Source organism: Mesorhizobium sp. M4B.F.Ca.ET.203.01.1.1 (genome assembly GCF_004791025.1).
GTDB lineage: Bacteria > Pseudomonadota > Alphaproteobacteria > Rhizobiales > Rhizobiaceae > Mesorhizobium > Mesorhizobium abyssinicae.
The window spans coordinates 114,769-127,227 of sequence record NZ_SRUO01000004.1 but is presented as its reverse complement, the minus strand read 5'-3'; the positions used below and the strand labels follow the sequence as shown (position 1 = coordinate 127,227).

Sequence of the window (12,459 nt, the reverse complement as noted above, 5' to 3'; positions counted from 1 at the left end):
GGAGCCGCGCCGCTCCAGCCGGAAAGGCGGGCGCAATTGACGCGCGGGGCTTGTTGCGGCCGCATTTCGCGGTCACACTCCGGCCATGCCTTCGGGGCGCGCGACGGACCGTCTCAAATCGAATGACGGACAATTCCCGTCGAGGCCGGCCGCCATGCCATGCCGGCCTGACCGGATCTCCGACCGCCTCGCGCCGCATGCCGATGTCTGCGGCGGATGACCTCGAAGGCAATCGCGGCCGCTCAGCTGACGTCGCAACGCAACCCGTCTCCCCGAGGCAAGCGCAAGCTTTGCCCCCGGGAAACTCGTGGGGCTAGAGGCCTGTTCCTGCGGGTTCCGCTGAAACCAAAGCAAGACGCGAGGTCAAACGCGATGCATCCGATGCCCAGCCGGATTCCGGTGTCCATCATCATCCCAAACTACAACTACGCGCGCTTCCTGGAACGCAGCGTCGACAGCGCGCTCGGCCAGGACCATGACGATGTCGAAGTCATCGTCGTCGACGACAGATCGAGCGACGGTTCGGCGGCGGTCATAGAATCCTATGGCGACTCCATTCGCGCCTGCCTGCGGCCAAGGAATGGCGGCCATGCCGCCGCCTTCAACACCGGCTTTGCGGCAAGCTCGGGCAGGATCGTGCTTTTCCTCGACGCCGACGACTATCTCTACCCTGACGCCGTCTCCAGGATCGTCGACGCCTGGGACCCGGCGACCGCCCAGGTGCAGTCGCGGCTGCACATCGTCGACGAAGAACAGCACGTCAAGGATGTCTTCCCGCCGCCGGAACTTCCCTTCGACGACGGCGACGTGGTGCCGAAGCTGCTGCACAAGGGGCGCTACCAGACGACGGTGACCAGCGGGCTCGCCTTCGACCGCTCGACGCTGGAGACCATCATGCCGATTCCCGAAGCCGATTTCCGCCAGGGCGCCGATGGCTATCTGGCGACGCTGGCCCCGCTCTACGGCCAGGTACAGTCGATCGAGGAATGCGTCGGCGCCTACCGCATCCACGGCGCCAACCATTCCGTCTTCGGCGCCAAGCTTGCCGAGCGGGCGCGCTGGCGGGTGGCGCATGATTTCCACCGCATGGCGGCGCTGTCCGGCCAGGTCTCCGGCGTCGGCCTGGCGGTCGAGCCGTCCGAGACCGTCCTGCACGATACGCTTCATCTGGAGGAGCGGCTGGCCTCGCTCTGCGCCGACAGGGACCGCCACCCGGTGGCCAATGATTCCAAACTGGCGCTTGCCGCGCACGGCGCCGTCGCCAGCCTTGAAATGACGGCCTCGCTCAGGCGCCGAGCCATGCTCGCCGCCTGGTTCCTGTCCGTCGGCATGCTGCCCGGAAAGATGGCGCTCGCCGTGCTGTCCTGGAAGCTCGACGCTGCCTCGAGGCCGGCCTTCCTGGCGCGCCTCGCGAAAACCATCCGCCAGGCGATGGGGTAGGGGGCGGCAGAAACGGCGCGGCAAGATCATGCACCGGCGGTTCTGCGGCTCACATGGCGTGCCGTCGCTGATCTGGCAAGACCCACGGCGGCCGCCGCCGGCCCTTACTTCAGCGCGATGCTCATGCCGCTGAGATCGGCATTGATTTGCAGGCCGACCTGCTTGCCCGAGAGTTCGAGTTGGGCGCCCCTGTCATTGGTCATGACGATGACCTGGGCGCCTTTGCCGAGCGCGCCGCCACCGCCTGCCGCACCGTAGACTCCGGTCACGTCCCGGGCGCGGCGAATGTGGCGCACGGTGCCGTGGAAATAGGTCTTGGAAGCCCCGAAGGCGAGGCCGCCCGAGACAGCGCCGACCGAGATCGGATAACGGCGACCATGGAAGGTGAGGGTGCCTTCGCCTCCGGCACCGCCGATGAAGAAGGCCGCCTTGTAGATGGCGAAGCGGATCGTGCCGTTGTCGGCATGCGCGACGCTGGCGACGCTGACTGCCCCGGCGGCGATGACGGCAACCGCGACTGAACGAATTCCGGACGAAATGTTCATGATGAGAACTCCTCATGATCGCCGCTTGCCCGGCCGGACCGGGCTCGTCAGCGTCGTATCAAGGTTACTGCTGAACAGTCTCGCTCCTCATTGGTTCCAGGCACGCCGCCTAAATCTGGCTGCGAGCGGTCGGCCACGGCTCACCGGCCCAGACAGGAAGGCGCGGCGCTGGTCCGCGCCGTCTCGTCTAAGAAACGCTTAAGATGTGACCGCCCTTGTTAACCATCGATTAACTATCCGGTCGCCTTTAATTGGATGTTGGAGCATACTGTTTTGGTAGCGAACAAGAGAGCGATTGCCCCTCAAGCGCGACTGTCACTTTGTCGGTGCGCGAGATGAGGAACTAGAAAAGCAGCGGAACACCGTTGTCTCCCGGGGAGGCGCCATCATCAGCGTTGATGAGGAGCGCCAAATGCAGATCGAAGAAGCAGTCAGTGCAGCGACAGCCGACGCCAGCGCGCTTCTGTCCTGTCTCGGCCAGCCGGTCGTCGCCTACCATGTCACGGAAATCATGCGGGAGACGGACGCCGCGCACGCGCGGGCGATGCAGCTCGCCTTGATGCGGCGAAGCATCGAGGCTCTCGTCGACGATGGCCTGGAGAACGTCGAAGCCGAACGATTTGCATCGCAGTTCCATGGCCGGATTGGTTTGACCTGGGAACTTTTGCACCCTTCCAGCGGCGCATCGCACTGATCTCGACCAGGCCGGCGTCGATGCCGGCTCTATAGTCTGCGGACTATCTCTTCCGGTAGACGCTGATGTGGCGCCAGCTGCGGGCGTCAAACGGTTCGCGCTTCCAGCCGCCATATCGCTGGTCGAGCTTCAGCCCGGCGCATCTCGCCATCAGGTCGAATTCGGGCGGATGGGCCAGCCGCAGCCTAAGCGGAACCATGCGGACCATATCATTGCCGATATCGATGTGTGACAGGTCGAGCACCTGACTGACCGGATCATATCTGCAGGCCGCGATGTGGACCGATCCGGTGCCGGGATGTGAGACTTCGACGAAGCCGCCGTCGTCCCGCTTCGGCGCCGTGGGGACCCGGCATTCGAGCAGGAAAACGCCATCCTCATCAAGGTGCCGGGCCGCATTCTCGAAGCACCTGACCTGACCGTCCTGGGTGATCACGTTGCCGATCGAATTGAACACCAGATATACAACGCCGTAGCGGCGACCCATGTCGACCGCCGTCATGTCGCCATTGACGACCTCGATCTCCGATCCGCCCGGCTTCTCCCGCAGTACCTCGATCATGTCGGGCGAAAGTTCGATGCCGTCGACCTGCAGGCCGACGGCCGCCAGCGGCAGGGCGATCCGTCCTGTGCCGACCGCAAGCTCCAGGCAGTCGCGTCCACCCGCGATCTCCTTCAGGAATTGAACAGTCTCATCCTCGTCGCCGCGCAGATCATCGTCGTAGTGCTTCGCAACGTCGCCGCGAAAGCTGTCTTCAGGCCTGAACCCTTCCATGTCGTGTTCTCCGGTAACCGCCGCACCCCGCAAGGATGTGCAACGCCTCCGGCAAGCCTCGCGTTCCCGTGGAAATTCGCCAGGTGCTTCCCCGCATTTGAAGTCTGGACATCATGTGAGAGAAGCATCTCCGCGATCACCGTCGATGCTCGGACATATGTAACATCCCAAGATTGAGATATATTGCTGCCGCGTCCTTGGTCGGACGTTCGTGGAAGGGGGCACGACATGCAGGCAGTGCCGATATTGCATCCGGGGGAGCAACCTGCGGTCGGGACCATATCCTCCCTGACCGGATCCTCGCCGACCTTGTCATCCTTTACCGGCTATCCGGCCGCCGTGCTGTGCTGGCTTCTGTCGGCTGGCGTCTATATCGCGGCCAAATGGGTGGCGCCGGAAATGCCGCCCTGGGGGCTATGCTTCTGGCGGCTGACGCTCGCCTGCGCCATCCTGCTGCCGATCGTGCATCGCCACCACGGCGCGATGATAGCGCTGCTGCGGGCGCGGTCGCTGGAGATCGTCGCCGTCGGCGCCATCGGCCTCACGCTCTGCCAGGGCATGATCTATCGCGGCCTCAACGAGACCGATGCCAGCACCGCCGGCATCATCATGGCGCTGTCGCCAGTCATGACGATGGTGCTGGCGCGTTTCGTGCTTGGCGAGCCGCTCGGGCTTTGGAAGTCGCTTGGCGCGCTGGCCGCCCTTGCCGGGATGCTGGTCATCGTCGCGCATGGCGACCTGACGGCGTTGCTTCGCCTGAGCTTCAGCCCCGGCGAATTGTGGATCGTCGGCAGCGCGTTCTGCTGGGCCCTCTACACCGTGCTCGTGCGGCGCGCCAAATTCGGCATCGAGCTCCTGCCGCTGGTCGTGCTCCTGTTGGGGGCCGGCGCGCTGGTCGCCTTGCCGTTCCATTTGTGGGAATTGTTCAACGACGAACGCTCCGCCATGAATGGCGACGGCTTGCTGGCGCTTGCCTATCTGGCGGGCCCGGGCGGCGCCTTGATGTACTATCTCTACAACCGAAGCGTGGAAACGCTCGGCGCGAGCAGGGCAAGCATGCTGCTCTACCTGCAAACCGTGTTCGTCGCCATACTCGCCTACCTGCTGCTCGGCGAGGGCCTGCATGACTACGATCTCGTTGGCGCGGCCTTCATCGTAGCCGGGATCGTGCTCGCCACCGTGGTCAAGACCGGCGCAATTCCAGGAAAGGCGTGAGACGGTTCCCGTCGCAATCGCGCAAAACCAAGCCGATCCCGCCCGTGCAGGGTGGCTGCGGCCCGCGCCTCAAAAAATCTGATAGCCTGTGTCGGACTGGCCGGGCCCCGCCCGTCCTTGGGGCATCGGACAGCAATCAGAAAGGACATTCGATATGCCGAGCACCGTACGTTTGCACCGCGTTCTGGCGACCAAGCCGGAGAAGGTCTACCGCGCATTCACGGAAGCGGACGCGCTGGCGAAATGGCTTCCGCCGAACGGTTTCACCTGCACGGTGCACAGCTTCGACGCAAAGGTCGGCGGCACGTTCAAAATGTCCTTCCGCAACTTCACGACGGGCGACAGTCATTCTTTCGGCGGCGAGTATCTCGAACTCGTTCCGGGCGAGCGCCTGCGCTACACCGACAGGTTCGACGATCCCAACCTTCCGGGCGAGATCCAGGTCACCGTGATCCTGAAGAAGGTATCGTGCGGCACCGATCTCGATATCACGCAGGCCGGCATCCCGGACGCCATCCCGGTCGAGGCCTGCTATCTCGGCTGGCAGGAGTCGCTCCGCAACCTGGCAAAGCTCGTCGAGCCCGAGATCAATCAGTAGGGTATATCGCCGTCCAAGGCTTTGTCGTCATCCGGATCGACTCGCCGGTGCTCCGGCGGGTCGCGGACAACTCGGCTACTGATCGACGCATGCCGCCGACCACGACGCGGTCGCCTGCGAGCCCTGGCGCCTTCACCCACTACAGCTCCTTCTCCGCCAGTTCGCGGAACTCATCCGGCACCGAGCGCGCCGCCTCCAGCGCCGCTGCGCCGTAGCCGACCGCCTCCTTGCCGAAACGCTGGCGGATCCTGTCTATCGCGCGGTCGGCGCCGAAGCGGGCGAGGCCCTTGCGGCTGCCGGGCTTCAGTCTCTCGTCGGCAAGCCCGAGCGGCAGTTCGAGCTGCAGCTCCGCACTTTCCTCCAGATGCGAGACGGAGATCGCGAGCAGGGAGATTTCCCGCTCATGCCGGTTGGCGGCGAGCACGCCGCGCACCAGCTCTTCGGCGATCTCGGCCAGCATCGCTGTTGCCTGGATCGGCTGCTCCAGCGTCACGGAGCGGGTAACGGCGCGCATGTCGGCGAAGCGCACTCGCACCGTAACCGTGCGGCCGGGCCGCGCCTTAGCGCGCAGGCGGCTCGCCACACGATCGGCGAGATGCAGCAGCGTCGGCACGAACACCCGCGCCTCCGCCGGCTTGCGGCCAAGCGCCGACTGCGCGCCGGCCGAGTGTGCCCGCCGGTGCGTCTCCAGCCGGCGCGGGTCGCGGTTCCAGGCGAGGGCGGCGAGCTTCTCGCCGGCGGCCGGGCCAAGCAGGCGTTTCAGCGCGCCGCCATGGCTGCGCGCCAATTGCCCGATGGTCTCGACGCCGATCTCGGCGAGCCGCGCCCGGGTCGCCGGGCCGACGCCCCACATCAGCGATACCGGCAGGTCGTGCAGGAAGGCGATCTCCGTGCCGGGCTCGACCACCACCAGCCCGTCGGGTTTTGCGACCTGCGAGGCGATCTTGGCCAAGTGCTTGGTGCGCGCGACGCCGATCGAGATTGGCAGGCCGAGCTCGGCCTTCACCCGCCGCCGGATGGCGCGGGCGATCTCGTCGGGCGGTCCGAACAGATGCGTGCAGCCGGCGACGTCGGCGAAGGCCTCGTCGATCGAGATGCGTTCGACCAGCGGCGTGAAATCGTCGAGCACCTTGATCGCCGCGTCGCCGAGCCGCTGGTACTCGCTGAAGCGGCCGCCGACGAAGATCAGGTGCGGGCAGAGTTCGCGCGCCTTGCGGCCGGGCATGCCGCCGCGAACGCCAAAAACCTTGGCCTCATAGGAAGCCGCAAGCACCACGCCGCCGCCGACGGCGATAGGCTTGCCCCTGAGCGACGGGTCGAGCAGCTGCTCGACCGAGGCATAGAAGGCGTCGAGATCGGCATGCAGGATGGTGGCCGCTGTCGCCTGACTTTGCGTCATCCGTGGCGCCAATTCACCTTGCGGCGTTGCAGCATTAGCAACATCTGTTCGAAGGAATTGTTCTCGAACAAAAAGAGAACAAACGGGGTCTCTTGTCAAGCGGCATCGGACCGCCGACGACGGTGGGATCTGCGACCTGTCACAAGGATGCGGGATCCAGCCGGAATCTCGTTTTTTGCCACGTCGAGCACGCGTCGGGAGCGCACGTGCAGCATCGACCAAGGTCGATGCCGAGAGGCAGGAACATCGTCCGGCCGACGGCGTTACTGCGTGGTAGGGACGCCGTTTGCGGGAGGCCTGACATGGGCCAGTTCGAGATCACGGACCTCGTCTATATCGTCGATGCTTGCGCCACCGGAAGGGCCGCCGGGCGGCTCGTGTCGATGGCACGGGCGGTGGAGGAACTGCGTGTGCTGACCGGCGATTTCATCTCGCCGGACGAGGTGGCGGCGAACGAACTGTCGGCCGTGGCGCTCGAGCGCGGTTGCGCTGTGCTGTTCGACGAGCAGCCTGGCGCTGACATCCTCAGGGCGCCGTAAGTCCGATATACGCTGCTATATGTTGGGCGCCGCTCGGGGGTGGCGTCCATCACAACTTATTGAAAAATTGGGCTTTCAGGCCCGGCAAGTGACAAGTCGAGCGAAAATCTTAGCCATTCGTTTATGCATGCTTGCTCATATGGAAGCATGGCATCGCGCACCCGTTTTTTCATGGGGAACTTTCGCCGCCTGCTGGGAGCCAGCGGCGCGGGCGGCAACGTCGCCGTCATCTTCGCATTCGCCTTACCGGTCGTCGTCGGTGGCGCTGGCCTCGGTGTCGAGACCTCGCTCTGGTACTACAGCAGCCTGAAGCTGCAGGCGGTGGCCGATGCCGCGGCCTATGCCGGCGCGCTCGAGAAGATCGCGGGTTCCGACAACCCGACCATCGTCGCCGCCGCCACGCAGTCGGCGACCTCGAACGACTTTGTCGCGCCGGGCACGATAGAGGTCAACACGCCGCCATTGTCCGGCCCGAACACCGCCAAGAAGGCGGTTGAGGTCATCGTCAAGCACAACCTCGATCGCTACTTCACGGCCATTTTCAACAGCACCCCGGTTCCGCAGCAGGCGAGGGCGGTGGCGCGCATCACCGACGCCTCGAAGGCCTGCGTGCTGGCGCTCAGTCCTTCGGCGGTCCAGGCTGCGCTCTTTTCCGGCAACACCACCGTCAACCTCACCGGCTGCTCCGTCATGTCGGACTCGGTTGCTGCGGACGCCATCAGGACGCAGGGATCGGCGACGCTCAAGGCCGACTGCCTGATCACGGTCGGCGGCATGGTGCTGAACAATCCGGTGACCACGACCTGCAGTTCCAACCTCACCCAGGCCCTGCCCGCATCCGATCCGTTCTCCAGCCTGCCGACGCCCGCGGCGAGCAACCCGTGCAAGAACGTCAACGGCAACAAGACGTCGCAAACGCTTCAGCCTGGCACTTATTGCAGCGGCATGGATCTCAAGGGCAACGTAACGCTGCAGCCCGGCGTCTATGTCGTGCAGGGCGGTATGAAGATCAACGCAAACGCAGTCGTCGCCGGCAGCGGGGTAACCATCTTCATGGCGGGCAGCAACACCGTCAGCATGAACGGCACCGCCACGGTGACGCTGAGCGCGCCGACCTCAGGTACCTATTCCGGCATGCTGTTCTATGGCGACAGGACGGGGACCGCGGCGCAGAGCACCTTCAACGGCACGGCGACGTCGCTCTTGACCGGCGCCATCTATTTCCCCAAGCAGCAGGTCAACTACCTCGGCAACTTCTCCGGCAGCGGCGGCTGCACCCAGGTCGTCGCCGACACCATCCAATGGTCGGGCAGCACGACCATCAAGCAGGACTGCACCAGTCTCGGGATGAAGGACATTCCGGCGACGCAGTCCGTTCAGCTCGTCGAGTAGCGCGCATGGTTGGGCGGACCCTGCGCATTTTCCGGGACAAGGCCGGGATAGCCGCCGTGGAATTTGCCATGGTGCTGCCCATCCTGTGCTTCGTCTGCCTCGGCATCGCCGACGGCTGGTCCTACGTGTCGAGTTACCTGCAGATGCGCGCTGGCGTCAAAACCGCGGCCAATCTGGTGATGGCCGGCGCGACCAACGACACGGGAACGCAGGCGGTCGCGCTGTCGAGCTGGAACAACAAGCCTGAAGATGCGGCGGTCGTGCTGGTCAGATCCTACAAATGCGGCACCACGGTGGTGGATGAGACCACGATCTGCGGCGGTACCAAGCTGCCGAATGTCTTCGTCCAGATCTCGGCCACCGGCACCTGGGTGCCGCCGTTCAATTTCGGCGTCTTTCCGGATCCGCGCGTGATGACCCATCAGGAGGTCATCCGTGTCCGCTGAACGGATCGCCAGATGGCGCCGCGACCGGTCCGGCGGCGCCGGGCTGGAATTTGCGCTGATCGCGCCGTTCCTGGTGATGCTGCTGTTCGGGATCTTCGCGTTCGGCTGGTCGTTCAATGCCACTTCGACCGTCCGCTACACGCTGGAAACCTCGGCCCGTGCCTTGCAGCTCAACAACACGCTAACGCAGAGCCAGATACAGGCGATCGCCACGCAGAAACTGCTGGCGCTGGGCCTGAAGAACGTCGTCGTGACGATAGCGACCGATCCGGCCAGCGGCGGCTTCAAGATGGCGCATCTGACCGCCAGCTATGCCTTCGTCATCGAGTTCCCGTATTTCGACCAGTATCCGATCAGTTACGCAACGACAGTCACTGTACCCTTGGTTGCAAGCTGAGCATCTTGCCGCCAAAAGGTTTCACTTGATGTTCTGCAAGATGTTGCTGGCGTAACTGCGTCTCCCGATCAGTTAGGACTAAGGTCTGATCAGTATAGGGCTTCTGCGGCCCAAAGGGCTCAGCCGGCATCTGTCCGCGATAATCGTCTTTGATTTCAGTATCTTATCTGTGTCACCCGGCGCGTCGGTCGCGCATCGCTACTATATTTGTCTAAAGTTTACTTCTTCGAATTAGCAAATTTGCATACGACGGCGTTATAGCGGGTAGGCGAGGTGGCGAATCCCCGAGGAGGTACTATGACAACCCGAAAAACCCTGTTGGCGGCGGTGGCCGCGTTCGCTCTCCTGGCCACTCCCGCGTTGGCCGGCAACGGCAATGGCGGCGGCAACGGCAATGGCGGCAGCCATGGCAATAGCGGCGGCAGCCATGGCAATAGTGGCGGCGGCAATTCCGGCAAGAGCGGCACGCACGGCAATTCCGGCCAGAGCAAATCCGGCAAGAGCACGCATGGCAAGTCGGCGTCGGCGAAGTCGGGCAAGAAGTCAGCGACGGTCACCGTCGATGACGTCGAAGTCGCGGCCACGCCCAAGGAGAAGAACCTCCACGCCAAGCTCGGCCGGCTCAACTCTCTGCAGCGCAACAGCAACGCTTACATGAACTCCAAGAGCAAGAACTTCGCCGCAGTGCAGGCCTATGTGATGGCCTCCGCGAATGCCCAGAACGCCCAGGCCGCGGTCGAAGCCGCCAATCAGGCAGTCATCGACGCCCAGGCCGCACTCGACGCGCTGAATGCAAAGGCGGCCGACCCGACCACTCCGCCCGACGAGGTCCCGACCCAGGACGAACTCGATGCAGCGCAGGCCGCGCTCGACGACGCCAACCAGGCGGTCATCGATGCCCAGGCCAAGGCCGACGAAGCCGTTGCCGACGTCCCATCGCTCGACGATGCGCTTGCCGAGATGGCTAACAAGCCGGTCGACGACGAGGTCACAGAATGGGCCACGGGCGTGCTCGACGACAAGATCGACCAGGTAGCCGCCAAGCTGGCGGAGCAGGACGCCGCCGCGGCGACGACCGACGACACGACCACCGACCCGGCCGATGAGGAAACGGAAACCGAGACGGCGGAATGAGTGAGTAGGGACGAGTGAGTAGCAAATAGTAGGGGCTGGCGGCATGCCGCCAGCCCCGTCCGTATACCGCTTGCTACCCAATTCCCTATTCACTACCCGCTTCCGTTCATCCCGACGGGGAAAACCACCGCTAACCCCATGTTCGGCATGGCAAATCTTCGCTTCCCAATGTAATCTCCTGCGTCTAGGGGTTCAAAGGCATTGGGAGGACAAGAACATGCCACGGGTTTCGGAGCTCTTCTTCAAGACAGCCATCGTGTTTCTCATTCTGGGCGTCGCCGCCGGCCTGGAAATGGCCATATCGGGTGACCATGGCGCGTTCCCCGCGCATGCCCACATCAATCTGCTGGGCTGGGTCACCTCGGCGATATTCGGCGGCTACTACGCGCTCAATCCAGCCAAGGCGGCGCGGCGCATCGCGATGATCCACTACGGTCTCTATACGCTCGGCCTAGTGATCATGCTGCCTGCGCTCTACCTGCTGCTGCACGGCAACCCGGCACTGGAGCCGATCGTCGCCGGCGGCTCGTTGATCGTCGCCGCGGCCATCCTGCTCTTCGCCGTTGTGGTGTTCTCGCCCGAGCCGGTGCCGTCGGCCTCCGGCCTGCAGTCGGCGCCTCGCTGAGGGCGAAACTGCCAATCTCCCCCCTTGTGGGGGAGATGTCCGGCAGGACAGAGGGGCGAACGATCACCAGCTTCGGCGTGATCCGCCCCCTGCACAATCAGCTTCAATGATCTGGACAGTTGCTGACAGGCCGGCGGGACAGCGCCCCTCTGGTCTGCCGACCATCTCCCCAAGGGAGAAGAGCCTGTCTCAGGCTTTCGCCAATCGCCGGTTACAGCAGTCGCGACAGGAAGGTGTGGATGATGCCGTCGCGCTCGAACGGTCCGGGCACCTTGGCCGGCAGCGAACTGTCGGTGGTCTTGGCCGCCGACGAGGCGCGGCCGTAGATGATCAGCAGCACGGCGATGAAGTAGCCCACCTGCAGCACCAGGGCGGCGACAAATGTCCACCCCAGCGCTTGCCACAACGATCCCGTGTCCGCGTAGGTCCAGCCAAGGACCACGAGAATTGTTGCCGACATTCCCACAAGAAACTGCGGAAAATACATTTGCCCGATCGAACGCTCCGGATCTTGTTGCGGTCCGGAATGCCCGCCCATGTCTCTACCCTATTTGAGCGTTGCACCTTTCACGCATGGTCGCAAGTTGGCACCAGTGCCGCGCTCTGTTCTGCCTTTCGGCCAGTTGTATGCGACCTATGTCTTAGGACTTAGGACCTTGAGCCGCCCGGCGCAAGAGTTGTCTTGGTTACTGCACCGGCATTTGAGGCGCGCCGCCTTTGGCGTGCCCGGCGTGACGCATCGCCGGGCACCCTTGCGGTCAGACCGCCATCTTGCCGATGATCTTGGACATGTCTGCGGCGTCGAAGGCTTTCAACGTCTGCGTGCGCACATTGCCAAGCGATGCCACGGAGAGGCTGAGGGCCGTAGCCGCGATGTCGTCATTGGCCTCGACGGCCGCGACCACGTCGTGCTGGCCAAGGGTCCACAGCAGCGAATTCACCTTCACTCCGCTATCGGCGGCCATCGACTTGAATGCTTCGGCCCGTTTCACCGTGTCCTTGATGGATTTGGCGCCCTGCTCGGTGAAGTTCACAAGTATGACGTAATGCGACATGATTTCCTCCCATCGCGGTCGGGGGGCGTGCGGAAGCGTCTCCGCCGCGGCCGTTGTTTCTCCCGACGAGATCGTGCCGTTCAGGCGGCACGCGAGAAGGAGTGCCGGCCGAGGCAGCTTACGGAGACTTTGCCGGCACTCCACGCGAAGATTGGGTGTTCTCCCCGCGCGGCGGCATATTAGCACCGGCGAATATTTGGGAAAG

General features: G+C 64.0%; 15 protein-coding genes. 10 read left to right on the top strand and 5 right to left on the bottom strand.

Annotation, left to right across the window (positions count from 1 at the left end; all coding sequences use genetic code 11):
* Positions 1-372: 372 nt before the first annotated feature.
* Positions 373-1,440 (top strand): glycosyltransferase, encoded by a 1,068-nt coding sequence (locus EN846_RS10400; protein ID WP_127286807.1) that lies wholly within the window; start codon positions 373-375, stop codon positions 1,438-1,440.
* Positions 1,441-1,544: 104 nt separating this feature from the next.
* On the opposite strand, the gene EN846_RS10395 is transcribed toward EN846_RS10400, so the two are convergent.
* The gene (locus EN846_RS10395; RefSeq protein WP_127286806.1) at positions 1,545-1,985 is read right to left on the bottom strand and encodes a hypothetical protein; all 441 of its coding nucleotides are present in this window, start codon (positions 1,983-1,985) and stop codon (positions 1,545-1,547) included.
* Between the two features lie 412 nt (positions 1,986-2,397).
* Between EN846_RS10395 and EN846_RS10390 the strand changes: the two genes are divergently transcribed.
* The gene (locus EN846_RS10390; RefSeq protein WP_127310501.1) at positions 2,398-2,679 is read left to right on the top strand and encodes a hypothetical protein; all 282 of its coding nucleotides are present in this window, start codon (positions 2,398-2,400) and stop codon (positions 2,677-2,679) included.
* A gap of 43 nt (positions 2,680-2,722) precedes the next feature.
* Here EN846_RS10390 and EN846_RS10385 read toward each other — a convergent pair whose 3' ends face one another.
* Positions 2,723-3,454 (bottom strand): class I SAM-dependent methyltransferase, encoded by a 732-nt coding sequence (locus tag EN846_RS10385; RefSeq protein ID WP_127393158.1) that lies wholly within the window; start codon positions 3,452-3,454, stop codon positions 2,723-2,725.
* Positions 3,455-3,682: 228 nt separating this feature from the next.
* On the opposite strand from EN846_RS10385, the gene EN846_RS10380 reads away from it, so the two are divergent.
* Both EN846_RS10380 and EN846_RS10375 read left to right on the top strand, forming a co-directional pair.
* The gene (locus tag EN846_RS10380) at positions 3,683-4,669 is read left to right on the top strand and encodes an EamA family transporter (RefSeq protein WP_187331176.1); all 987 of its coding nucleotides are present in this window, start codon (positions 3,683-3,685) and stop codon (positions 4,667-4,669) included.
* 154 nt (positions 4,670-4,823) lie between these two features.
* Positions 4,824-5,267 carry an SRPBCC family protein gene (locus tag EN846_RS10375; protein WP_127284187.1) on the top strand — a complete coding sequence of 148 codons (444 nt, stop codon included), beginning with the start codon at positions 4,824-4,826 and terminating at the stop codon, positions 5,265-5,267.
* Between the two features lie 139 nt (positions 5,268-5,406).
* Here EN846_RS10375 and dinB read toward each other — a convergent pair whose 3' ends face one another.
* The gene (dinB, locus tag EN846_RS10370; RefSeq protein ID WP_127284189.1) at positions 5,407-6,666 is read right to left on the bottom strand and encodes a DNA polymerase IV; all 1,260 of its coding nucleotides are present in this window, start codon (positions 6,664-6,666) and stop codon (positions 5,407-5,409) included.
* Between the two features lie 302 nt (positions 6,667-6,968).
* On the opposite strand from dinB, the gene EN846_RS10365 reads away from it, so the two are divergent.
* From EN846_RS10365 to EN846_RS10340, 6 genes are all read left to right on the top strand, one after another.
* Positions 6,969-7,205 (top strand): hypothetical protein, encoded by a 237-nt coding sequence (locus tag EN846_RS10365; RefSeq protein ID WP_127284190.1) that lies wholly within the window; start codon positions 6,969-6,971, stop codon positions 7,203-7,205.
* 147 nt (positions 7,206-7,352) lie between these two features.
* Positions 7,353-8,597 carry a pilus assembly protein TadG-related protein gene (locus EN846_RS10360; RefSeq protein ID WP_320254381.1) on the top strand — a complete coding sequence of 415 codons (1,245 nt, stop codon included), beginning with the start codon at positions 7,353-7,355 and terminating at the stop codon, positions 8,595-8,597.
* Positions 8,598-8,602: 5 nt separating this feature from the next.
* Positions 8,603-9,043 (top strand): TadE/TadG family type IV pilus assembly protein, encoded by a 441-nt coding sequence (locus EN846_RS10355; RefSeq protein ID WP_127284191.1) that lies wholly within the window; start codon positions 8,603-8,605, stop codon positions 9,041-9,043.
* A complete protein-coding gene (locus tag EN846_RS10350; protein ID WP_127284192.1) occupies positions 9,033-9,440 on the top strand; it encodes a TadE/TadG family type IV pilus assembly protein in 408 nt (135 codons plus the stop codon). Before EN846_RS10355 ends, EN846_RS10350 begins: the two co-directional genes overlap by 11 nt.
* 297 nt (positions 9,441-9,737) lie before the next feature.
* Positions 9,738-10,574, top strand: coding sequence for a hypothetical protein (locus EN846_RS10345; RefSeq protein ID WP_127394364.1), 837 nt, complete (start codon positions 9,738-9,740; stop codon positions 10,572-10,574).
* 217 nt (positions 10,575-10,791) lie between these two features.
* Positions 10,792-11,199 (top strand): hypothetical protein, encoded by a 408-nt coding sequence (locus tag EN846_RS10340; protein WP_127311071.1) that lies wholly within the window; start codon positions 10,792-10,794, stop codon positions 11,197-11,199.
* Positions 11,200-11,410: 211 nt separating this feature from the next.
* On the opposite strand, the gene EN846_RS10335 is transcribed toward EN846_RS10340, so the two are convergent.
* Together EN846_RS10335 and EN846_RS10330 are read right to left on the bottom strand one after the other, a co-directional pair.
* Positions 11,411-11,659 (bottom strand): exopolysaccharide production repressor protein, encoded by a 249-nt coding sequence (locus EN846_RS10335; protein ID WP_320254380.1) that lies wholly within the window; start codon positions 11,657-11,659, stop codon positions 11,411-11,413.
* Positions 11,660-11,957: 298 nt separating this feature from the next.
* Positions 11,958-12,254, bottom strand: coding sequence for a GYD domain-containing protein (locus EN846_RS10330; RefSeq protein WP_127393364.1), 297 nt, complete (start codon positions 12,252-12,254; stop codon positions 11,958-11,960).
* Positions 12,255-12,459 lie beyond the last annotated feature (205 nt).

Excerpts from the sequence above, each read along its gene's own strand:
- EN846_RS10345 (WP_127394364.1), top strand. The coding sequence starts at position 9,738 with ATGACAACCCGAAAAACCCTGTTGGCGGCGGTGGCCGCGTTCGCTCTC.
- EN846_RS10340 (WP_127311071.1), top strand. The coding sequence starts at position 10,792 with ATGCCACGGGTTTCGGAGCTCTTCTTCAAGACAGCCATCGTGTTTCTC.
- EN846_RS10400 (WP_127286807.1), top strand. The coding sequence starts at position 373 with ATGCATCCGATGCCCAGCCGGATTCCGGTGTCCATCATCATCCCAAAC.
- EN846_RS10385 (WP_127393158.1), bottom strand. The coding sequence starts at position 3,454 with ATGGAAGGGTTCAGGCCTGAAGACAGCTTTCGCGGCGACGTTGCGAAG.
- EN846_RS10395 (WP_127286806.1), bottom strand. The coding sequence starts at position 1,985 with ATGAACATTTCGTCCGGAATTCGTTCAGTCGCGGTTGCCGTCATCGCC.
- EN846_RS10365 (WP_127284190.1), top strand. The coding sequence starts at position 6,969 with ATGGGCCAGTTCGAGATCACGGACCTCGTCTATATCGTCGATGCTTGC.
- EN846_RS10380 (WP_187331176.1), top strand. The coding sequence starts at position 3,683 with ATGCAGGCAGTGCCGATATTGCATCCGGGGGAGCAACCTGCGGTCGGG.
- EN846_RS10355 (WP_127284191.1), top strand. The coding sequence starts at position 8,603 with ATGGTTGGGCGGACCCTGCGCATTTTCCGGGACAAGGCCGGGATAGCC.
- EN846_RS10390 (WP_127310501.1), top strand. The coding sequence starts at position 2,398 with ATGCAGATCGAAGAAGCAGTCAGTGCAGCGACAGCCGACGCCAGCGCG.
- EN846_RS10330 (WP_127393364.1), bottom strand. The coding sequence starts at position 12,254 with ATGTCGCATTACGTCATACTTGTGAACTTCACCGAGCAGGGCGCCAAA.
- dinB (WP_127284189.1), bottom strand. The coding sequence starts at position 6,666 with ATGACGCAAAGTCAGGCGACAGCGGCCACCATCCTGCATGCCGATCTC.
- EN846_RS10360 (WP_320254381.1), top strand. The coding sequence starts at position 7,353 with ATGGCATCGCGCACCCGTTTTTTCATGGGGAACTTTCGCCGCCTGCTG.
- EN846_RS10335 (WP_320254380.1), bottom strand. The coding sequence starts at position 11,659 with ATGTCGGCAACAATTCTCGTGGTCCTTGGCTGGACCTACGCGGACACG.
- EN846_RS10375 (WP_127284187.1), top strand. The coding sequence starts at position 4,824 with ATGCCGAGCACCGTACGTTTGCACCGCGTTCTGGCGACCAAGCCGGAG.